The 20,692-nt window shown below is 71.4% G+C and carries 21 protein-coding genes; 5 read left to right on the top strand and 16 right to left on the bottom strand.

The annotated features are described in order from the left end of the window. Positions 1-263: 263 nt before the first annotated feature. The 4 genes from ACWD5O_RS23925 to ACWD5O_RS23940 form a co-directional block, all read right to left on the bottom strand. Positions 264-803: a GNAT family N-acetyltransferase gene (locus ACWD5O_RS23925; protein ID WP_354962492.1), complete on the bottom strand. Its 540-nt coding sequence runs from the start codon at positions 801-803 to the stop codon at positions 264-266. A gap of 136 nt (positions 804-939) precedes the next feature. Beyond that, positions 940-1,935, bottom strand: coding sequence for a WGR domain-containing protein (locus tag ACWD5O_RS23930; protein ID WP_450086603.1), 996 nt, complete (start codon positions 1,933-1,935; stop codon positions 940-942). Between the two features lie 91 nt (positions 1,936-2,026). Further along, positions 2,027-3,271, bottom strand: coding sequence for an RNA polymerase sigma factor (locus tag ACWD5O_RS23935; RefSeq protein ID WP_450086604.1), 1,245 nt, complete (start codon positions 3,269-3,271; stop codon positions 2,027-2,029). Positions 3,272-3,326: 55 nt separating this feature from the next. Continuing rightward, the gene (locus tag ACWD5O_RS23940; protein WP_450086605.1) at positions 3,327-3,707 is read right to left on the bottom strand and encodes a YciI family protein; all 381 of its coding nucleotides are present in this window, start codon (positions 3,705-3,707) and stop codon (positions 3,327-3,329) included. Between the two features lie 201 nt (positions 3,708-3,908). Between ACWD5O_RS23940 and ACWD5O_RS23945 the strand changes: the two genes are divergently transcribed. Next, a complete protein-coding gene (locus tag ACWD5O_RS23945; protein ID WP_450086606.1) occupies positions 3,909-4,301 on the top strand; it encodes an MmcQ/YjbR family DNA-binding protein in 393 nt (130 codons plus the stop codon). Here ACWD5O_RS23945 and ACWD5O_RS23950 read toward each other — a convergent pair. Genes ACWD5O_RS23950 through ACWD5O_RS23965 form a run of 4 tightly spaced genes read right to left on the bottom strand, consistent with a single transcriptional unit; the run spans position 4,257 to position 8,124 of the window. Beyond that, on the bottom strand, positions 4,257-4,817 hold the full coding sequence (locus ACWD5O_RS23950) for a hypothetical protein (protein WP_450086607.1): 561 nt from the start codon (positions 4,815-4,817) through the stop codon (positions 4,257-4,259). The two genes, ACWD5O_RS23945 and ACWD5O_RS23950, sit on opposite strands and share 45 nt — an antisense overlap. Before the next feature lie 23 nt (positions 4,818-4,840). Then, positions 4,841-6,244: a Si-specific NAD(P)(+) transhydrogenase gene (sthA, locus tag ACWD5O_RS23955; protein ID WP_354962486.1), complete on the bottom strand. Its 1,404-nt coding sequence runs from the start codon at positions 6,242-6,244 to the stop codon at positions 4,841-4,843. 45 nt (positions 6,245-6,289) lie between these two features. After that, positions 6,290-6,928 (bottom strand): response regulator, encoded by a 639-nt coding sequence (locus tag ACWD5O_RS23960; protein WP_450086608.1) that lies wholly within the window; start codon positions 6,926-6,928, stop codon positions 6,290-6,292. Next, on the bottom strand, positions 6,925-8,124 hold the full coding sequence (locus tag ACWD5O_RS23965) for a sensor histidine kinase (protein ID WP_450086609.1): 1,200 nt from the start codon (positions 8,122-8,124) through the stop codon (positions 6,925-6,927). The genes ACWD5O_RS23960 and ACWD5O_RS23965 overlap by 4 nt, the downstream gene beginning before the upstream one ends. A gap of 146 nt (positions 8,125-8,270) precedes the next feature. On the opposite strand from ACWD5O_RS23965, the gene ACWD5O_RS23970 reads away from it, so the two are divergent. Further along, a complete protein-coding gene (locus tag ACWD5O_RS23970; protein ID WP_450086610.1) occupies positions 8,271-9,029 on the top strand; it encodes an ABC transporter ATP-binding protein in 759 nt (252 codons plus the stop codon). Then, positions 9,026-11,557, top strand: a complete 2,532-nt coding sequence (locus tag ACWD5O_RS23975) for an ABC transporter permease (protein WP_450086611.1) — start codon at positions 9,026-9,028, stop codon at positions 11,555-11,557. Before ACWD5O_RS23970 ends, ACWD5O_RS23975 begins: the two co-directional genes overlap by 4 nt. A 52-nt stretch (positions 11,558-11,609) precedes the next feature. Here ACWD5O_RS23975 and ACWD5O_RS23980 read toward each other — a convergent pair whose 3' ends face one another. Then, positions 11,610-12,032 (bottom strand): DUF2000 family protein, encoded by a 423-nt coding sequence (locus tag ACWD5O_RS23980; RefSeq protein ID WP_387322208.1) that lies wholly within the window; start codon positions 12,030-12,032, stop codon positions 11,610-11,612. Between the two features lie 50 nt (positions 12,033-12,082). On the opposite strand from ACWD5O_RS23980, the gene ACWD5O_RS23985 reads away from it, so the two are divergent. Both ACWD5O_RS23985 and ACWD5O_RS23990 read left to right on the top strand, forming a co-directional pair. Continuing rightward, entirely contained in the window at positions 12,083-12,940 is an 858-nt protein-coding gene (locus ACWD5O_RS23985; RefSeq protein ID WP_354962480.1) for an AraC family transcriptional regulator, read from the top strand. Positions 12,941-13,057: 117 nt separating this feature from the next. Continuing rightward, the gene (locus ACWD5O_RS23990) at positions 13,058-13,879 is read left to right on the top strand and encodes an alpha/beta fold hydrolase (protein ID WP_354962479.1); all 822 of its coding nucleotides are present in this window, start codon (positions 13,058-13,060) and stop codon (positions 13,877-13,879) included. A 6-nt stretch (positions 13,880-13,885) separates the two neighbouring features. On the opposite strand, the gene ACWD5O_RS23995 is transcribed toward ACWD5O_RS23990, so the two are convergent. The 7 genes from ACWD5O_RS23995 to ACWD5O_RS24025 form a co-directional block, all read right to left on the bottom strand. Further along, positions 13,886-14,719: a helix-turn-helix transcriptional regulator gene (locus ACWD5O_RS23995; RefSeq protein ID WP_450086612.1), complete on the bottom strand. Its 834-nt coding sequence runs from the start codon at positions 14,717-14,719 to the stop codon at positions 13,886-13,888. 292 nt (positions 14,720-15,011) lie between these two features. Beyond that, entirely contained in the window at positions 15,012-16,436 is a 1,425-nt protein-coding gene (locus tag ACWD5O_RS24000) for an aldehyde dehydrogenase family protein (RefSeq protein ID WP_450086613.1), read from the bottom strand. Between the two features lie 84 nt (positions 16,437-16,520). Further along, a complete protein-coding gene (locus ACWD5O_RS24005) occupies positions 16,521-17,486 on the bottom strand; it encodes a quinone oxidoreductase family protein (protein ID WP_450086614.1) in 966 nt (321 codons plus the stop codon). Continuing rightward, positions 17,483-17,845 carry a hypothetical protein gene (locus ACWD5O_RS24010; RefSeq protein WP_354962475.1) on the bottom strand — a complete coding sequence of 121 codons (363 nt, stop codon included), beginning with the start codon at positions 17,843-17,845 and terminating at the stop codon, positions 17,483-17,485. The genes ACWD5O_RS24005 and ACWD5O_RS24010 overlap by 4 nt, the downstream gene beginning before the upstream one ends. Further along, positions 17,842-18,708, bottom strand: coding sequence for a DODA-type extradiol aromatic ring-opening family dioxygenase (locus ACWD5O_RS24015; RefSeq protein ID WP_354962474.1), 867 nt, complete (start codon positions 18,706-18,708; stop codon positions 17,842-17,844). The genes ACWD5O_RS24010 and ACWD5O_RS24015 overlap by 4 nt, the downstream gene beginning before the upstream one ends. 31 nt (positions 18,709-18,739) lie before the next feature. After that, positions 18,740-19,510: a citryl-CoA lyase gene (locus tag ACWD5O_RS24020; protein WP_354962473.1), complete on the bottom strand. Its 771-nt coding sequence runs from the start codon at positions 19,508-19,510 to the stop codon at positions 18,740-18,742. Further along, the gene (locus ACWD5O_RS24025) at positions 19,495-20,631 is read right to left on the bottom strand and encodes a CaiB/BaiF CoA transferase family protein (RefSeq protein WP_450086615.1); all 1,137 of its coding nucleotides are present in this window, start codon (positions 20,629-20,631) and stop codon (positions 19,495-19,497) included. The genes ACWD5O_RS24020 and ACWD5O_RS24025 overlap by 16 nt, the downstream gene beginning before the upstream one ends. Between the last annotated feature and the right edge of the window lie 61 nt (positions 20,632-20,692).

Here is a 20,692-nt window from a genome sequence, read left to right on the forward strand (position 1 = left end):
GGCGGGCGCTGGTCGCTCAGTACAGCGTGACAGCTCATACCGGCGACCGTGCGCATGGCACGGCAACGGGTGGACGTCGCCTCGCCGCGGATGGACGTGTGGTGGCGCCCGACGCATGAGCGCGTCGATGAGCGCAATGTGCTCTATGTGGTGTAGCCAGGGCCCCGAGGAAGATGCGAATCGCTCCCGGGTGGACGGCAGTCCCGACGTGCCTCGGACGCCTGAGCCGTCCGATCACGACCGGACGCCGCCGCACCGGCCGGCTACGGCGTCCAGTCGCGTCGGAGTAGACCGTAGATCACCATGTCTACGAAGCCGTCGCCGTCGTACTCGCGCTCCCGCTGGGTGCCTTCGTGCGTGAAGCCGCACGTCTCCGCGGTCCGCCGCATGGCCGTGTTGCTGGCCAGCGTCTCCAATTCCAGACGGCGTAGGTTGCGGTTGCGGAAGCCGTACCGGCAGAGCAGCCGGATCACCTCGGTCCCGTACCCCTGGCCACGCGCCTCAGGTAGCAGCGAGATGCCGAGGTGGGCGTACTGATTGAACGCGTTGATCCCCCACAGCACGCTGCCACCGAGGAAAGTGCCGTCGGCCACGGTTTCGGCCAGCAGCGACACCGTGGTCTGGCCGTCGGGCGGCTCGGTGACCTGCTTCTCCAGCCGGGCCCGGACCTGGCCGACGTGGCGCGGCAGGAACGGCTCGCCGTCTGTGATCAGGTGCAACTCGGGATCACCGTACAGGCGGAACATGTTCGGCGCGTCGTCGGGCGTGGGCGGGCGCAGTCGGACCCGGTCGGTGGCGAACATGCCGCGACGCTAACAGCCGGCATGGAGATCCACGACCGGGTTAGACCGGGGCACCCGGACCGCGCGAGGGTGCTGGTCTCCGAGCCGCGGCGTACCAATATGACGAGATGAGTGCGTTGCTTATCCCGCCGAGCAGCTATACCGCAGGGTGGGAGTCGAGCAGGAATTGGTGCAGGTCGCCGGGGGCAGCGAGATTGGTTGGGGTCAGCCGACGGACCTCGCCGCGGAAGGACCGGAGTTCCAGCCAGCTGTCAGATGCGGCTGCCGCGAGCTTGGGCAGCAGGGTGTCCAGGCGGGGGCGTGGGTACACCTTGAACGTGCGATCGCGCTCGGGGTAGGGGCCTTGGATGTCGAAGCGCAGGTCGACGACCGGATGCGGTCGACGCGCCCAGTCGCTGTAGGGCAGCGCCCCGTGCCCGTGGATCCGGGCGTCGACGAAGGCCTCCGCATCGGCGTCGCCGATCTCGCAGTCGTAGATCGGAAAGACGGTGGCCACCTTGGCTGCGATCGTCGGGTGAGCGACGGCGGCTTGGCCCAGCGCGGGCGAGCACAGCAGCGCGTGGCTGAACGGCCCTGCCGGGCGCGACAGGGCGATCTTGTGGTGCGATTGCCCGTCGAAGGGAAGGTCGCGAACGGTGACGACCGTCTCCAGGAACTCCGCGACGGACTCCGGTCGATGCGACGATTCGTGGACGTTGAACGCGAGAGCACTGCGGCCCTGGTCACGCAAGATCAGGTAGCGGTAGAACCCTTTACCTGGAGACTTCGGATAGATCTGTGCGTGGCAAACCACGTCACGGAATTCCTCCACGGGCCGATACTGCGGTCGCGGAAGCCCGTAAGCCCGCTTTGCTACCGCGTCGGCGATAGTCCCTACCACGAGCGCGTCCGGGTCGCCGATCGGTGCGGGTAGGCCGGCTACCTCGAGGAAGCCCTTGCGAAGCTGTCCCCTGATCTTCTTCTCGACGTGCGACTTCGCGTGACGCTCATCCAGCAATGCCACGGTCGTCGACCCGCCACGACGGCTACCGTCACGGCCCCAACTTATGAAGCAGCGGATGCCTTCCTGACGAATCTGCCAGAACTCACAGGCGCCGCCTTGGACCCGCTCGAACCGCCGCCAATGGCCCACCCAACGCCCACCTTCCTGCCGCGGCGACCCTACCAACGACGCACGCTCATCCCGCGAACCGGTGCTGGAACGGGCTGGCTCCACGTGTCGGTCAGCTGGCGAGTTGGTCGCGGCGGCGGGTGAGGTAGGCCCGCTCGGCGGGGTTGCCGGCGAGACCGATGACCCGGTCGTACGCCGCCCGCGACTCGCCGCCGCGCCCGAGTCGCCGCAGCAGGTCGGCGCGCGCGGCGTGGAAGGCGTGATAGCCGTCGAGGATCTCGGCGAGACGGTCGATCTCGGCGAGCCCGACCTCGGGTCCGTCGACCTCGGCGACCGCGACCGCCCGGTTGAGCCGCACGATCGGCGAGGGGTCGAGCAGCATCATGCGGCCGTAGAGGGCGACGATGGTGGACCAGTCGGTGTCTCGGGCGGATGAGACATCCATGTGGACCACGTTGATCGCGGCCTGCAGTTGGTAGCGCCCCGCTGGGTCACCGCCGGCCGCCACCACCTCGACCCGCTCGCGGATCAAGGCTCTGCCCTCGGCTATGAGGGTGCGGTCCCAGGCGCCGCGGTCCTGCTCGTCGAGGGTCACCAGTTCCCCGGTGCGGGACACGCGCGCCGGCCGCCGGGCGTCGGTGAGGAGCATCAGGGCAAGCAGGCCGGCTACCTCGCCGTCGTCCGGCAGGAGAGTTCGGAGCAGGCGGCCAAGGCGGATCGCCTCGCCGGTGAGGTCGACGCGCACCGGCTCTTCCCCCTCGGTGGCGAGATAGCCCTCGTTGAAGACGAGGTAGACGACCGCGAGCACACCGGCGAGCCGCTCGCGGATGTCGTCGTCCCTGGGCACCCGGTAGGGAATGTGTGCTGCCTTGATCTTTGCCTTGGCGCGGGTGATCCGTCGCGCCATCGTGGTCTCCTGCACCAGAAAGGCGCGGGCGATCTCGGGGACGGTGAGGCCGCCGAGCAGGCGCAGGGTGAGCGCCACCCGGGCCGCCAACGCGAGCGCAGGGTGGCAGCAGGTGAAGACCAGTCTGAGCCGGTCGTCCTCGACCGGGCCGGTCGGCTCATGAGGGGTGTCGTCGTACACGATCCGGGCCGCCTCGTGCTTGGCGTCGCGCTGCGATTCGCGACGGAGCCGATCGATCGCCTTGCGGGTCGCGGTGGTGGCGAGCCAACCGCCGGGACTGGGCGGTACGCCGTCACGCGGCCACCGCTCCGCCGCCGCTACGAACGCCTCGGCCGTCGCTTCCTCGGCGACGTCGAGGTCGCCGAAACGGCGCGCGAGGCCGGCGACCACCCGCGCCCACTCCTCGTGGTGGACACGGGTGATCGCCTGCTCGACGGTGGGATCGGTCACGGCTCCGGCAGCGCTCGGACGGATTTCTCGGACAGTAGGTGCCTGGGCGCCGCGTTCACTCCTTCCCGGAGCCGTCACGCCGGGCCTCCCCGGGACCTCGGAACCGGTGAACCTCCTGCGGCCAGTCGAGCACGGTCGCGAGCCGGCCGGCCCAGTATCGCGCCGCCGCGTCGTCGGGCACGTCCACGACGGCGAAGCCGCCGAGGTGCTCCTTGGTCTCGACGTACGGGCCGTCGGTGAAGACGGGCTTGCCGTCAACCCGCTCGACACTGCACACCGCGGTGGACCGGTCGAGCCCGCCGTTGCTGAAGATCAGGACACCCTCGGCCTGCATCTCCTCGATCACGACCCGGGCGGCCGTGCCCTTCTCGCGTATCTCCTCCGCCGTGTGGTCGGGCACCCACTCGTCGTTGAAGGTGATCAGGTACTCCGTCATGGTCGTCTCCTCTCAGTCCCCGGACGAGGGCCTTTCCCGACTCCTCGTGTCCGTCGGCCCGGCCGGCCGGCCGCACCACTGGTTCCACGAACGGCTGCGCCTCGATACGACACCATCCCGGAAACTCATCTTCAAGGCAGCCCTGGCGGCAGGACACCACTGCGGTCCACCGTGTGTTTACCTTCCGATATGCCGCACCCCATGATGTTTGACGAGGCAGACCCACTCCTGAGCCGGCTGCGGGCGCTCGCCCTGGCCTTCCCCGACGCGGCCGAGAAGATCTCCCACGGCCATCCCGCCTTCTTCACCACCAAGGTCTTCGCCTACTACGGGGGATCGGTGAAAGTCGACGGGGTCCATCGGCAGCATGAACATTCGTTGCTCGTGCTGGTTGATCCCGACGAGCGAGCGGCGCTGTTGGACGAGGAGCGCTGCTTCGTGCCGGCCTACCTGGGGCCCTACGGGTGGATCGGGGTGGACCTGACCGGGGACACCGACTGGGACGAAGTCGACGAGTTACTCGACGCCAGCTACCGACGTACGGCCGGGCTACGCAGGGTTGCCGTGCTCGACTCCCGGCGTTCCCGACCGTGATGCTGTGTGCGTGATCTCAGTGGCGCCGTGGGCCCACGACCCCTCGAACCAGGATTCGTGTTCCGTGCCGTAGAGCGACTCATACTGCACCCGAATTGTGATTCGCTGCTTCACCGCCGTCCAGAAATCGGCGTCTCTCGCGGGGTCATACGCCTCAAGAGCAAAGATCATCATCTCGTGACCGACCGGGATGTGCCTGCCGGGACGGAGTGACACGAAGTGCGGCCAGAGCGGGAAGGTGCCGCGCAGGGGGTCGACGACGTGCTTCTCCCATGGGCCGACGGCTTCGCCGTCGAGGAACAGCATGGTGGTTTTGATGATGGCTGGCCCGAGGCCGGCATTGGTGATTTTGATGCCTGCCGTATGCCCGTCGTTTCGTAGGCATTCGAAGCCCAACAAAGGTCGGACGGACTGCCAGTTGTGTCGCCGCGTCGCCCTCATCTCCCCGATCGACACCACCAGGGAAGCGATAGCGATCGTCGTCGCGCAAGCCGCGATGATTGAGCTTGCATCCATGCGTTCTCCCGACCTGGAGGGGTTCAGCCGTCGATGCGGGTGATGTTGCGGATCTTGTTGGACGCGTCCAGGGCGGCCACCTTGTACGCCTCGGCCAGCGTCGGGTAGTTGAACACCGCGTCGACCAGGTAGTCGATCGTGCCGCCGCAGCCGATCACGGCCTGCCCGATGTGGACGATCTCGGTGGCGGCCGTCCCGAACACGTGCACGCCGAGCAGCCGGCCGTCGTCGGGTGAGACGAGCAGCTTCAGCATCCCGTACGAGTCACCCACGATCTGGCCGCGAGCCAGCTCGCGGTAGCGCGCGATGCCCACCTCGAACGGCGTCGACGTGTCGGTCAGCTGCGCCTCGGTCTGCCCCACGAAGCTGATCTCCGGAATCGTGTAGATGCCGATCGGCTGGAGGCCGTGCATCTCCCGGATCGGCTCGCCGCAGGCGTGCTGCGCGGCCAGCCGGCCCTGCTCCATCGACGTGGACGCGAGGGCCGGGAAGCCGATCACGTCACCGACCGCGTAGATGTTCTCCACCGAGGTGCGGTAGTTGGCGTCCACCTTGATCCGGCCGCGCCGGTCCGCCTCCAGCCCGGCTGCCTCCAGAGCGAGGTCGTCGGTCTGGCCCTGCCGGCCGGCCGAGTACATGACCGTGTCCGCGACGATCTTCTTGCCGCTCTTCAGGATGCACAGCGCCGCAGTCTGGTGTTTCTCGACGGCGGCGACCTCCTCGCCGAAGCGGAACGCCACGGACAGGTCGCGCAGGTGGTACTTGAGCGACTCGACGATCTCCTCGTCGCAGAATTCGAGCATCCGGTCCCGGCGTTCCACCACGGTCACCTTGGTGCCGAGGGCGGCGAACATGGACGCGTACTCCATGCCGATGACACCGGCGCCGACCACGACCATGCTGCGGGGTACGGCCTGGAGGTTGATGACGCCGTCGGAGTCCACGATGGTCCGGTCGTCGAAGTCGACGCTGTCCGGGCGGGCCGGGCGGGTGCCCGCCGCGATGATGATTTTGTCGAACGTCACCCTGGACTCGCGGCCGGAGCCGCCGTCGACCCAGATCGAGTGCGCGTCCGCGAACCTGCCGGTGCCGGTGATCATCGCGACCCGGTTGCGGGCGAGCTGGTTGCGGATGACGTCGGTCTGCCGGGTGATCACGTGCTGGGTCCGGGCGGCCAGGTCGCTGACCGTGATCTCCTCCTTGACCCGGTAGCTGCTGCCGTAGAGGTCCCGCTGGCTGAGCCCGGTCAGATAGAGCACAGCCTCGCGCAGCGTCTTGGACGGGACGGTGCCGGTGTTGATGCACACCCCACCGATCATGTCGCGGCGGTCCACGATGCCGACCCGCCTGCCGAGCTTGGCGGCGGCGATCGCGGCCTTCTGCCCGCTGGGTCCGGAGCCCAGCACCACCAGGTCGTAGTCATACACAACCGCTAGCGTCGCAAGATGCCGCGCTCTGCGCCAGACCTCGGGTCAGCCGACGAGGCGGCGTTCCCAGGCCCAGGCGGCGATCTCGACCCGGTTGCGGGCCTTGAGCTTCATCTGCACGCTGGCCAGGTGGGTCTTGACCGTGCCGACGGCGATGAAGAGCTGCGTGGCGATCTCGGCATTGGTCAGGCCCCGGGCGACGAGCTTGACGACGTCGAGTTCCCGCGGGGACAGGCCGGCGTCGTCGCGCGCCGGAGCGGGTGAGCTGAGGTGCTCCAGCAGTCGTACCGTGATCGACGGGCTGATCAGCGCGTCACCGGAGACGGCCGCGCGGACCGCTTCCACGAGGAGCGCCGGGCCGGAGTCCTTGAGCAGGAAACCGCAGGCGCCGTTGGAGAGTGCGGTGTGCACGTACTCGTCCAGGTCGAAGGTCGTCACCACGACCACCCGGACCGGGTCGGCTACGCCCGGCCCGGCGAGCAGCCGCAGCGCTTCGAGGCCGTCGAGGCGGGGCATCCGGATGTCCAGCAGCACCACGTCCGGGCGGAGTCGCCGGGCCAGCTCGACGGCGACGACCCCGTCGGCGGCCTCGCCGATCACCTCCATGTCCGGCTGTGCCCCGATGATCATGCCGAAGCCGGTGCGGACCATCGCCTGGTCGTCGGCGATCAGCACCCGGATCATCGGCTCACCGCCGTGCGCAGCGGGAACGCCGCATCGAGCACCCAGCCGCCGGTGACGCCGGGCCCGGCGGAGATCGTGCCGCCGAGGGCGCGTACCCGTTCGGTGAGGCCGATCAGGCCGAAGCCGTGTCCCCGGGCCGGCGTGGTGCGCGCAGACGCGCCGTCGTCGGCCACCCGGACCAGCAACCAGTCGGGGGTACGTCGCACCGCCACGTCCACGGACCGGGCGTCCGGCGCGTGCTGACGGGTGTTGGTCAGCCCCTCCATCACCACCCGGTACGCCGAGGTCGAGACCTCCACCGGCAGCCCGTCCAGGTCGCCGTCGACGTGTAGCCGGGCCGGTGCGCTCGCCGTGCCGTTGAACCCCGTCAGCAGCGGCGCCAGGTCCGCCACACCGGCCAGCGGGGCCAGCGGCGCGTCCGGCGGGGCGTCCGGGTTGCGCAGGATCCCCACCATCCGCCGCATCGACGCCATCGTCTCCGCGCCGGCCCGCTCGATCTGCTCCAGGGCGACGATCACCCGCTGCGGGTCCTGCTCGGCGACGAACCGGGCACCCTGCGCCTGCACCACGATGCCGGTCACGTGGTGGGCGATGAAGTCGTGCAGGTCACGGGCGAACTCGGCGCGCTGCTCGGCCCGGACCAGCGCGATCGCCCGCTCCCGACCGGCGGCGATGATCCGCAGGTAGAGCCCCACCCCGGCGGCGCCGGCCGCGGCGAGCACCTGAAGCAGACCGAAGATCACGAGCAGGCTGTCGGTGCCGGTGCGCAGCGGCACCGCGGCGACGGCCAGTCCGGCGGCCACCGCCGCCCATGGGGCGAGCCGAGGCGCGCCCCAGCGGGTCACCACGAAAACGACCCCGAGCAGCCCGGCCGACTCGGCGAGCCCCCAGCTGCCGCCGAGCACGTCGCTGTTATGGGCGACGACCCGGATCCCCGCGGTCACGGCAAGTGAGGCGGTGGCGAGCGCCAGGGCGCCCAGCGGCAGTCGGCGGGAGTTCGGACGGTGCACCGGCAGCCAGAGCGGCACCGTCGCCACCGCCAGCCCCAGCCGCACCAGCAGGAGCAGGAGAGCGCCCGTGCTCATGCTCCCGGACGCGCTGAACCGCAGGTCGAAGAGAGTGAGCAGGCCAATGGCCAACAGGCCGGCAGCCTGGGCCAGGCGTACCGACAGACGTCGAAGGTCCGGCGTGCTCATGGTGACCCAGCGTAGCCAGCCAGGTGGGGCTGCCAGATCAGCCGAAAGACAGACCCGGCGTTGGCGATACCTCACCCCGGGCCGATGCGCCCACCGTCCGGCGGCGGCGACGCTTCCCACGTCACATCGCAGCCACTGGAGGAACAATGACGACGCATGCCCCGCCGGAGACCAGCCACGCCGCGGTCGCCGCGGTCGACCTGGTGAAGGTGTACGGCAGCGGGGACACCGCGGTCCGGGCCCTGGACGGGGTCTCGGTCGGCTTCAGCCGGGCCGAGTTCACCGCGATCATGGGCTCGTCCGGGTCCGGCAAGTCGACCCTGATGCACTGCCTGGCCGGCCTCGACACGGCCACCTCGGGCCGGGTCCTGCTCGGCGGGGCGGAGCTGACGGGCCAGTCGGACCGGACGCTGACCCGGGTGCGCCGCGAGCGGATCGGGTTCGTCTTCCAGTCCTTCAACCTGCTGCCGCAGCTCACCGCCGCGCAGAACATCACCCTGCCGCTGGATCTCGCCGGCCGGCAGCCCGACGCGGAACTCTTCGCACACCTGGTCGGCGTGCTGGGGCTCGGCCAGCGGCTCCGGCACCGCCCCAGCGAGCTCTCCGGTGGCCAGCAGCAGCGGGTGGCGCTGGCCCGGGCGCTGGTGGCGCGCCCCGAGGTGGTCTTCGCCGACGAGCCGACCGGCAACCTCGACTCCCGCTCCGGCGCTGAGGTGCTCACCATCCTGCGCGACTCGGTACGCGACCTCGGCCAGACCGTCGTCATGGTCACCCACGACCCGATCGCCGCCGCGTACGCCGACCGGGTGGTGCTGCTCGCCGACGGCCGGGTCGCCGGCGAGATCGACAAGCCGGACCAGATGTCGGTCACCGACGCGCTGCGTGATCTGGCGGCCGGCGCGTGAGGGCGACGGTGCTGCGTACCCAGACGAGCGCCGCGGCCCGGCGCCCCGGCCGGCTGGTCCTGACCGGGCTGGCGATCCTGGTCGCGTCGTTCGTCGTCTTCGGCACCGTGCTGGTGCAGCAGATCACCGAACGGACCGTGCGGGACAACCTCAGCGGCACCCCGGCCGCCACCGACCTGGTGATCGGCGACTCCGAGCAGCCGCCACCCACCGTGACGGACTTGCAGCGCGTTCGCGCCGTGCCCGGTGTGGCCGAGGCGGTGGGCCGGGTGGCGATCGGGGTCTCCTTCGGCGAGGGATACCTCAACCTGCAGGCCGACCCCGGCACCGGCCCGCTGGCCACGGTCCGGGTGGTCGAGGGCAGCTATCCCGAGGGCCCCGGCGAGATCGCGATCACCCCGCGTACCGCCGAGCGGCTCGGGCTCCGGGTCGGCAGCACGACCAACGGCACGGCCGGTGAACTCACCACGCCGACCCGGCTCACCGTGACCGGCGTGGTCGAAACCGCCGTCGACGCCGGCTCCGACGCGTACGCCCCGGACCGTCTCGTGATCTCCTGGGCGCACCTGACGACCGTGGAGCGCGTCGATGTGCGGGCGGCCCCGGGCGAGTCGGAGGCCGTCCGTCAACGGGTGACCGAGGTGGTCGCGGCAGGCCAGCCGGTCCGCTCCGGCGCGGAGGTACGCCAGGCGGAGGCCGACGCGGCGGCCCAGGAGATCGGGAGGCTCTTCATCCTGGTCGGCATGTTCGTCTCGATCGCGGTCGTCGCGGCGGCGCTGGTGGTCACCTCGACCTTCCGCATCGTCTTCGCCCAGCGGATGCGGCAGCTGGCGCTGCTGCGCGCGGTCGGCGCGAACCGGGGCACCCTGGTCGGGGCGTTGACCGCCGAGGGAGCCGTGACCGGGTTCGTCGCCGGCGTCGCCGGCGTCGCCAGCGCCCTCGCCCTCGGGTACGCGCTGCCGGCGGTCCTGCGCTCCACCGGCCACGCGGTCTCGTCGCCGGGCCTGCCACTGGCGGCGGCGGTCGCGGTGGTGATCGGCGCCGTCGTGATCACCGTGCTGGCCGTTCTGGCGCCGGCACTCTCGGCCGCCCGCGTCTCCCCCCTGGAGGCACTGCGCACGGCGAGCACCACCGCCGGTCGGCGCGGCATCGGCGTACTGCGCCTGGTGTTCGGGTTGCTCCTGGTCGCCGGCGCGGCCCTGGCCGCTGTCGCGACGATCAGCCAGTTGCCGGAGCCGGAGCAGCGGTCGTACGACCCGACGGAGCCGCTGCTCCTGCTGGTCGGGTCCGGTGCGCTGGCGTTCTTCGCGTTGGTCGCGCTCGGGCCGCTGCTGGTGCGTCCGGTGCTGGCCGTGGTGGGTTGGCCGCTGCGCCAGCTCGGGTCGCTCGGGCGGATGTCGGTCGGCGGGATCGGCGGGGCGCCGCGCCGGGCGGCAGCGGTCTCCGTCGTGGTCGCGCTCGGCGTGACCCTGATCTCCGGGGTGGTCATCGGCGGCGCGTCGCTGCAGGTGCTCGCCGAGCGCGAGATGGCGCTCTCGGCACCGAGCGACTTCGAGGTCACCAGCAACGGTGGGACACTGCCGGCCGCTGTCGTGACCCGGGCCGAGGCAGCGCGGGGCGCGCTGTCCCGAGTGGTGCCCTACCGGCGCATCGACGACGTCACGCTGATGCGCGGTGCCGACAGGCTCGGCGACGCCGAGTTCGGGTACCCGACGAACGACCTGGACCTGGCGGTGTTGCCGAGCACCGGCGATCTGGACGTGGCGGAGGGCACGCTGGCCGACCGCGGCCCCGGCCGGATCGTGCTGAACAGCTGGGTCGCCGGGAACGCCGGTCTTCGGGCCGGCGACGCCGTCACGCTCGCCATCGCCGCGCGCAGGGTCGACGTGCGGGTGGCCGCGGTCCTGCCCGGCGACGGCCCGCTGCACGCGGGCATCCTCACCGACCGGGCTGACCTGGACCGGCTCGGCGTGCCGACGGCGTACACCGGTCTGCTGGCCGACGCGGCCGGCTCCGGCGAGGACGGCCGCACCGCCGGCGTGCGGGCGCTGCGGCAGGCGATCGGGGGCAGCGAGGGGGTGGGCCTCGCGGTGCTCGCCGACGAACGGGACCGCAACGACGAGGTGGTGAGCACCCTGGTCTGGATCGCGGTCGGCCTGGTCGGCCTGACCGTGCTGATCGCGGTCGTCGGCGTCGGCTCCACGACCGCGCTCTCGGTGGTGGAGCGGGTACGCGAGTCCGGGTTGCTTCGGGCGATCGGCCTGTCCCGGCCCGGCCTGCGCACGATGCTGACCGTCGAGTCCGGCCTCTACGGGGTGATCGGTGCGACCATCGGTCTGCTGCTCGGCGTCCCGTACGCCTGGTTGGCGGTCCAGACCCTCGGAATCAACGCGCCGCTGACCGTGCCGGTGCTGCCGCTGGTCGGGCTCTTCGTGGCGCTGATCGTCCTGACCGCGTTGGCCGGGGTACTGCCGGCCCGGCGGGCGTCGCGGGTCAGCCCGGTGGTGGCGCTGGGGGCCGATGGCTGAGCACCGCCGCGGGTCGGCGCCGGAAGCCCGGCGCCGACCCGCGGCGACCCGGTCAGGGATGCATGGTGGCACCCTTGAGCACCTTGTCCACCACGTTGCGCGGGGCGTGCAGCGCCAACCCCACGAGGTCGATCTTCTCCCGACCCGCCGCCCGCACGGCGGCCCGGTTGTCCCGGTCGTTACCGGTGGCGAACAGCTCCTGCGTGAAGATCGAGAGGCGTAACCCACGGCTGAGCGCACGCGAGTGCGCGCCGGCCAGCACGGCCCGGTCGCCAGCGAAGACCAGCACCGGCTGGCGGAACATCGGCAGGTACGTGGTGCCGTCCGCGTCGCGGTACTCCTCGCCGAGCAACTCCGGCTCGGCGTTCGCGACGCCGCTGATCAGGAAGGCGGTGACGTTCAGCTGTTGCCAGCCCGCCAGGTCGTTGCGGAGCAGCACGGCAATCTTGGTGGGAAAGCGGATCGGTTCGGTCATGGCGTCGAACCTGCCCGAACCGGTACCGGCAGGTCTTGTACGTTCTTAGCGTGGTCACCCGGCCAGCGGGCTCGCACGTCAGCGCGTGGCGACCCTCGGTAGCCGGGGTCGCCGAGGTCTTCCACGCCCACTTCGTGGATCACGCGTACCCGCCGCACACCCACGACGCGTGGACGCTGCTGATCGTCGACGATGGCGCGGTCCGGTTCGACCTCGACCGGCACCGGCACGGCGCGCTGCGGACGTCCGTCACCCTGCTGCCGCCGTACGTACCGCACGACGGCCGCGCCGCCACGCCGCACGGCTTCCGCAAGCGGGTCCTGTATCTCGACACCTCGACGCTCGGTGCGGAGCTGGTCGGCCGCGCGGTCGACCAGCCGAACCTGGCCGATCCGCGACTGCGGCACCGGATCCACCACCTGCATCAGGTGCTCGCCGTACCCGGCGACGAGTTCGAGGCCGACAGCCAGCTCGCGCTCATCCTGGACCGGCTCCGCCAGCAGCTCAGGCAGCCGGCCCGAGCCAGCGTCCAGCCGGCCGCGCGCGGCCTCGCCGTCCAACTGCGTGAGCTGCTGGACGCCCGCACCGTCGAGGGCGTCCCGCTGCGGGAGGCCGCCGCCCTGCTGCACGCCCACCCGACCCATCTGGTCCGGGCGTTCACCCACGTGCACGGGCTGCCGCCGCACTCGTACCTGACCGGTCGCCGGGTCGAGCTCGCGCGTCGCCTGCTCCTCGAGGGGCGGCGTCCCGCCGAGGTCGCCGCCGCGGCGGGGTTCTTCGACCAGGCTCATCTGACCCGCCACTTCCGGCGTCACCTGGGCGTCAGCCCGGCCCGCTACCCGGCCGCGCAGCGCTGGCACGGACCGCGTTCGGGCGAAGCGGCCGTCCCGCCCGCCGGCCGCACCTAGCATCGGGGGAGGACCGTCCCGGACCCGTTCAATGGTGTCCGCAGGTACGGCGCCGGCACGGGGTGCCCGCCGTGGCCCGTCCGTCCGATTCCCGACCCGCGACCAGGAGGCATCGGCATGAGCTACGTCAAGGCCAAGGACGGCACCAAGCTCTACTACAAGGACTGGGGCGAGGGGCCTGTCGTCACCTTCTCCCACGGCTGGCCGTTGAGCGCCGACGCCTGGGACGGGCAGATGCTCTTCCTCGTCCAGAACGGGTTCCGGGTGGTCGCGCACGACCGGCGCGGGCACGGCCGGTCGAGCCAGGCCCGCAGCGGCAACGACATGAACGGGTACGCCGACGACCTGGCCGCCGTCATCGAGGCACTGGACCTGCGGGACGCCACCCTGGTCGGTCATTCCACCGGCGGGGGAGAGGTGGCCCGCTACATCGGCCGGCACGGGACGGAGCGGGTCGCCAAGGCCGTGCTCATGTCCGCCGTACCGCCGATCATGGTGCAGAGCGCGGACAACCCGGAGGGGCTGCCGATCAGCGTCTTCGACGACCTGCGGGCCCAGCTCTTCGCCGACCGGTCGCAGTTCTACCAGGACCTGGCGCAGATGTTCTACGGCGCCAACCGGCCGGGTGCGAAGGTGTCGAAGGGGATCCTCGACCAGTTCTGGCTGTGGAGCATGCAGTCCGGCATGTGGAACGCCTACGAGAGCATCAAGGCGTTCTCCGAGACGGACTTCCGGGACGACCTGGCGAAGTTCGACATCCCGACGCTGGTGATGCACGGCGAGGACGACCAGATCGTGCCCGTGAAGGACTCGGCGCACAAGACCGCGAAGCTCGTCGCGAATGCCAAGGAGATCTACTACCCGGGCGCACCGCACGGCATGACGGCGACGATCCAGGACCAGGTCAACAAGGATCTGCTCGCGTTCCTGCGGAGCTGACCGGGGTCAGACGAGCTGGGCGCCGATGACGGTGAGCAGCCGCAGCTTCTCGTCGCTCTCCGACCCGGGCACGGCGGTGAAGACCAGCAGCGTCTGGGACTGGTCGGGATCCACCAGCGTCTGGCAGTGCAGCTCCAGCGGCCCCACCTCCGGGTGGACGAAGCGCTTCGGAAGGCAGTAGCCGGCCTGCACCGGGTGCTCCCGCCACAGCTGGGCGAACTCCGGGCTCGTGGCCAGCAGGGAGTCGACGATCGTCGCCGCCCGCGAGCCCCGGCCGTCGCGGGTGTACGCCGCGTGCAGGTGCGCCACGAGGAGCCGGCTCTGCGTCTGGTGGTCCTCCGCCGGGTGTAGCTGCCGGGTCTGCGGGTCGGTGAACCAGCGGTGGTGCAGGCTGCGCGCCAGCCCGGTGTGCCGGGTCTCGTCGCCGAGCAGCGCGATCGCCGGCACGGTCTGCGCCAGGGTCTCGCCGAGGTGGTTCACCACCTGGGCGGGGGTGTCGTGCAGCCGGTCGAGGATCCGCATCATGCCCGGGTTGACGTGGTCGGCCCGGACCGTACGGTGCGGGACGGCGTGACCGGCGAGCTGGAACAGGTGGTCCCGCTCGGCCAGGGAGAGTCGCAGGCCACGGGCAAGGGCGGCGAGCATCTGCTCCGAGGGGTGCGGCCCCCGCTGCTGCTCCAGCCGGCTGTAGTAGTCGGTGGACATTCCGCTCAGTGCGGCGACTTCCTCGCGTCGTAGCCCTCCGGTACGCCGGCGCCGGCCCCGGGGCAGCCCCACGTCCTCGGGCTGGAGCGCCTCGCGTCGGGTACGCAGGAAGCTGGCGAGTTGGGCGCGGTCCACGGTGGCTCCTCGATCGGTGGGTGCCGGTGGGGGACCGGCACAGTGACTGCAACAGGCGAACCGGGGCGGGGTGTTCCGCTCCGGCGCCCCGAGGATGCCGGGGGCGGCGGCCTTGCATCAGTCCTTTGCTCTGCTTCACCCCACGCAACACCAGACGTCCGCTATCCGGACAACCGGTGTTGCGCCGGTTGAAGCAGAGCAAAAAGCGCGCGGAGGGCGGGACCGGGCGGCCCGGCCCCGACGGCGCGGGACAGCCCCGGCCCGACGGCGCGGGCCGGGACGCCGGGCGCGATCAGCGCTGGATGGACTTGGTCTCCAGGAACTCCTCCAGGCCGAAGCGGCCGAACTCGCGGCCGTTGCCGGACCGCTTGTAGCCGCCGAAGGGGGCGAGCGGGTTCCAGTGACCGGCGTTCACGTCGACCTGGCCCACGTGCAGCCGCTTCGCGACCGCGAGGGCGTGCTCCGGCTCGCCGAAGACGCCGCTGGTCAGGCCGTACAGCGTGCCGTTGGCGATGGTTACGGCCTCATCCTCGTCGGCGTACGGGATGATCGTCAGCACCGGGCCGAAGATCTCCTCCTGGGCGATCGCGGAGTTCGGGTCGACGTCCGCGAAGATCGTCGGCTGCACGTAGGCGCCCTTCGCCAGGCCCTCCGGCCGACCTGGGCCACCGAACACGAGCCGGGCGCCGTCGGCGACCCCCCGCTCGATGTACCCGACGACCTTCTGCCGGTGGGACTCCGAGGCCATCGGGCCGATCCGGGTCGCCTCGTCGGCGGGGTCGCCGACGGTGAACTGCTTCGCCGCCTCGACGGCGAGCGCCACGACCTCGTCCTGCCGGGAGGCGGGCACCAGCATCCGCGGCCACGCGCCGCAGACCTGGCCGCCGTTGGCGAAGGACATCATCACCCCGGTGGTGACCGCCTTCGAAAGGTCGGCGTCGTCGAGGATGATGTTCGCGCCCTTGCCGCCCAACTCCAGCGCGACCCGCTTCACGGTCGCCGCGGCCACCGCCCCGATCCGCTGCCCAGCCCGGGTGGAGCCGGTGAAGGAGATCATGTCGATGTCCGGGTGGGCGGAGATGGCCTCGCCGACGACCGCGCCGGTGCCGTACACCACGTTGAACACGCCCGCCGGTACGCCGGCCTCGGCGGCGGCCTCGGCGAGGATCCGCGCGGTCAGCGGGGCGTTCTCGGACGGCTTGAACACCATCGTGTTTCCCGCGAGCAGCGCCGGCGCCAGCTTGGAGACGATCTGCTGCAGCGGGAAGTTCCACGGCGTGATCGCGCCGACCACGCCGATCGGCTCGCGGACGATCAGCGAGTTGCCGACCTCCTCGGTCCAGGCGAAGTCGTCGGCGAGGCCGGCGACCGATTCGATCACGGCGGCGGGGAAGGCGACCTGGGCGGTCCGGGACATGCCGATCGGGGAGCCCATCTCGGCGGTGATCGCCCCGGCGACCTCCTCCTGCCGGGCGGCGAGGCCCGCGCCGAGGCGGCGCAGCACGTCCGCCCGGTGCTGCGGGGTGGTGGCCGCCCAGGCGGGGAAGGCCGCCCGGGCGGTGGCGACGGCCCGGTCGACGTCGGCGGCGGTGCCGGCCGGCGTCTCGGCGACGATGTCACCGGTCGCCGGGTTCACGACGGGAAGGGTGCCGGCCGAGCCGGCGACGATCTCGCCACCGATCCAGTGGCCGGTGACGGTGTGGGTGGAAGGTGTCATGCACCGACCGTGGCACCGGCGCCGAGCCCCAACCAGGTGCGGTCTATCCAGGGTTTCGCGATCCCTGGCTGGGGCCGGGCCTGGTCAGAGCGCGAGGACGACGCGGCCGGCCGCGGTGCCGTTGTCCTGCCGGGACCAGGCGTCCGCGACCGAGGCGAACGGCACGATCTCATGGTCGACGGTGAGCCGACCGGCGGCCGCGTGCCCGGCCACCACGGCCAGCGACGCCGCCCGCTGCTCGGTCGACAACCCGTTGTTGGTGTAGCCGATCATGCGCAAGGAGCCACTGCGCAACACGGCGGACTCGATCGGCGCGGTGGCGCCCGCGGCGCTGCCCAGGTTGACCAGGCGGCCACCCGGGCGCAGCACCCGCAGCGCCGCCGCGGCCGGAACGCCGAAGACCGGATCGAGGACGAGATCGATCGGACCGTCGGCCGCGTCGCGCAGTCGGTCGGCCATCGACGCGACGTCGTCATCCGGCAGCAGCGGGAGGGCGGCCGCCGCCCCGAGCTCCTCGGCGCGGGCCCGCGCCGAAGCGGAGCGGGCCACCGCGATCACACGCCGCGCCCCGCCGAGCAGGGCCAGCTGCACGGCCGCCTGGCCGACCACGCCGCCGGCGCCGAGCACGATGACCTGCTCGCCGGCCACCAGGCCGCCGGCGCGGGTCAGGGCCGCGTGCGCGGCGACCGCGGAGAGGCCCAGGGCGGCGAGCAGGGTCAGCGGTACGTCGGGCGGCAGCGCCACCACGTCGGCGGTGGGCACCGCGACCGTGGTCGCCATGCTGCCGTCGACTCCGGGCCGCATGCCGGCCGCGGTCCCGAACCAGACGGGGGTGCCGTCGGCGAGCCGGCCGACACCCTGCACGCCCGGCACGTACGGCGTCGCCGGCGTGCCGAAGTAGCTGGTGCCGGTGGCGCAGAGCACGTCGAGCGGGGTGATCGGCACCGCCTCGACGGTGACCACCACCTCGCCGTCGGCCGGCACGGGGGCCGGCCGCTCGGAGACCGTCGGCGGAGTGCCGCAGGCGGTGAGCTGGGCCGCGCGGATCACGTCGCGATGTCCGGGTAGGGCATCGCGAAGTGAGCCAGCCGCGCGCCGTAGGACTTCTGGTACTCCAGCGGCTCGGTGTTGTCCCGCTCGAAGACGGCGATGAAGAGGGTCAGCGTCAGGAACGGGTGGGCGCCCAGCTCGAACAGCTTCACGTGGTCGTGGGCGGCCAGCGCCTCGCGCTCGACGTCGTCGAAGCGCAGCCAGGTGCTCGCCTCCCCGCCGTGGCAGTTGAGCACCGCGTTGGCGCGTTCAGCCTCCCACCAGGCGACCAGCTCGCGCGGCTCGCTCCGGTAGCGCTCGACCAGCTCCGGATCGCGGTCGACGGTGTAGAGGAACTTGTTCAGCAGGTACTTGCTCATGCCGCCGGCGCTCCGTTCGGGTACCAGGTGAAGTACGCCTCCATGGTGTGGAACAGGTCGAGGGTGTCGACGTAGTCGGCCTTCACGCCGGCACCGGCCACGCCCATCATGAGCATGAAGTCCATGAAGCCGTGGGTGGCGTTGCCCGGTGAGTGCAGGCTGTCCAGCGTGACCTCGCGCAGGCACCCGTCCAGGTCGCCGTTGGCGATCCACTCGACGGCCCGCTGGTCGAACTCCGGGTCCGGGCCGTGCGGGCCGAACTGCCGGGGCCCACCGAGCTCGAGCGAGAGGTGGCCGGTGCCGATGACGGCGACCCGCAGGTGCGACGGCCACGACTCGACGATCTCCCGGATCGCCTCGCCGAGCTGGACGAAGCGCTTCGGCTGCGGCAGCGGCGGCGCGAAGATGTTCGTGTAGATCGGCACGATCGGCAGGTCGGCCTCGGGCCGCAGCGTGATGATCGGGCAGGTGATGCTGTGGTCGATGCGCAGCTCGTTGCTGAACGCGAGGTCGAAGCCGGCGTCGAGCCCCGCCCGCAGCACATGCGCGGACAGGTCCTCCTGACCCTTCAGCAGCATGCGGGGCAGGCCGAACTCACGCTCCTCGTTGTACCAGTTGGCGTCGTAGAAGGGCGCCTTGCCGACCAGGAACTGCGGCATGTTGTCCAGCCAGAGCTGGTGGAAGTGGTCGGAGCCGACCATCACCAGCACGTCGGGCCGGGCCCGGGTCAGCGTCTCCCGGAAGGCCAGGATCTTGCTGGTCCACTCGTCGGCGAACGGTGGCCGATCCTCGCCCGTGGCCGTGCTGGCGCGGTAGTAGAAGGGGTGATGGGTGGAGGCGATGACCGCGACGATGGAGGCCATTCCCACTCCTCTCGGGGGCTGAAAAGGGGGATCAGGGTTCGTACACGGCGTTGCGGTCGACGGTGCGGTAGATGTCCATGCCGAGCGGTCGGCGCCGTTCCTCAGCGAGGTGCCCGAGCAGCCCGGCCGCGCGGGCCAGCAGGGCGAACCCGCGCAACATCTCGACGGGGAGCCCGAGGTCGGCGAGCGCCGCGCCGCAGACCCCGGCGCCGTTGAGCGGCAGGGTCCGGCCGAGCACCTGCGGGTGGACCCGTCCGATTGCCTCGAACAGTCGCAGGTGCGGGCCGTGCAGACCCTCCTCGGTGGCGATCCGGATCAGGACGGGGGTGCGCGGGTCCTGCTCCTTGTGCACGGGGTGCCCGAGCCCCGGGACCAGCCGGCGCTCCTGCCGGGCACGGGTGACGGCGTCGAGCGCCACGGCGTCGTAATCGGTCACCTCTCCTGCCTGCGCGAGCGTGTCGGCGAGGAAGCGTCCACAGTCCTCGGTGACGCCGAGGAAGCGCGAGCCGCCACCGAGCAGGCCGGCGGCGAGCGCGCCCTGAAGCGACTCCGGGGCGGACAGGTAGGTGAGTCGGGCGGCGATCGCCGTCGGGGTGAAGCCGTGGTCGGCGAGCGCCACCAGTACCGCCTCGAAGACCCGCACCTCGCCCCGGGTGGGCCGGCGGCCGGCGACCAGCCAGTACGCCAGCTCGCCGAAGCCGACCTGGCCCATCAGGTCGGCGGCCAGGTCCTGCCCGAGCAGCGAGATGGTGGTCGGGTCGGACGTGCCGATCCCGGTCGGGAAGCTCAGCTCTTCAGCCACGCGCGGATCTCCTCGCCGTGTTCGTCGAGCCCGGGCGGCGGCAGCTCGTACCGGGCGGGGGTGTCGGAGAAGGTGATGGGGTTGCGGACCCCCGGCACGTCGCCGACGGCGACCACCGGGTCGAGCCCCAGCTCCTGGGCGAGCGCCACGCCGCCGTCGATGGTGTTGATCGGTGCGCACGGTACGCCCGCGGCGAGCAGGTCGCGGAACCACTCGTCCTTGGTCCGCTTGGCGAGTCGTTCGACGAGCAGGGGTCGCAGCTGTTCGCGGTTGGCGGTGCGATCCTGGTTGCGCCCGAAGCGCGGGTCGTCGGGCAGGTCGGGCAGGTCGAGTACCTGGCAGAGCTTGCGGAACTGCCCGTCGTTGCCGGCGATGACGATCAGCTCGCCGTCCGCCGTGGGCAACGGCTCGTACGGGAAGAGGCTCGGGTGCGCGTTGCCCATCCGGAACGGGACGGTGCCACCGGCGACGTAGCCGCTGGAGTGGTTGACCAGGCCGGACAGCGCGGAGCTGAGCAGGTTGACCTCGACGTGCTGCCCCTTGCCGGTCGCGCCACGGTGGTGCAGCGCGGCGAGGATGCCGATGCTCGCGTGCAGCCCGGCCATCACGTCGAACACGGAGATGCCGGCCCGGTACGGCGGGCCGTCCGGGTCGCCGGTGAGACTCATCAGGCCCGAGATCGCCTGCACCATCAGGTCGTAGCCGGGGAAGTCCGCTCCGGCGCCGGTGCCGAAACCGCTGATGCTCGCGTACACGACCTTCTCGTTGCCGGCGGTGACGGTGTCGTAGTCCAGGCCGAAGCGGGCCAGGCCGCCGGGCCGGAAATTCTCGATCATCACGTCGGCGCGGCGGGCGAGTTCCTGCGCGGCCGCCAGGTCGTCCGGCTTCTTCAGGTCGAGGGCGATCGACCGCTTGTTGCGGTTGATGCCGAGGTAGTACGTCGAGACGCCGTCGCGGGTGGGTGGCATCCAGGTGCGGGTGTCGTCGCCACCGGGGCTCTCCACCTTGATCACCTGGGCGCCCAGGTCGGCCAGGAGCATCGTGGCGTACGGCCCGGCGAGGATCCGGGAGAAGTCCGCGACGAGCAGGCCGGCTAGTGGCCCCGTCGAATGCTGCACCATGTTTCCGCCCGTTCTGCGGACACCTGTCCGCAGAAATAGCTTGCGTCACCGGCTGGGAGCT

The organism is Micromonospora sp. NPDC005161, assembly GCF_053599855.1.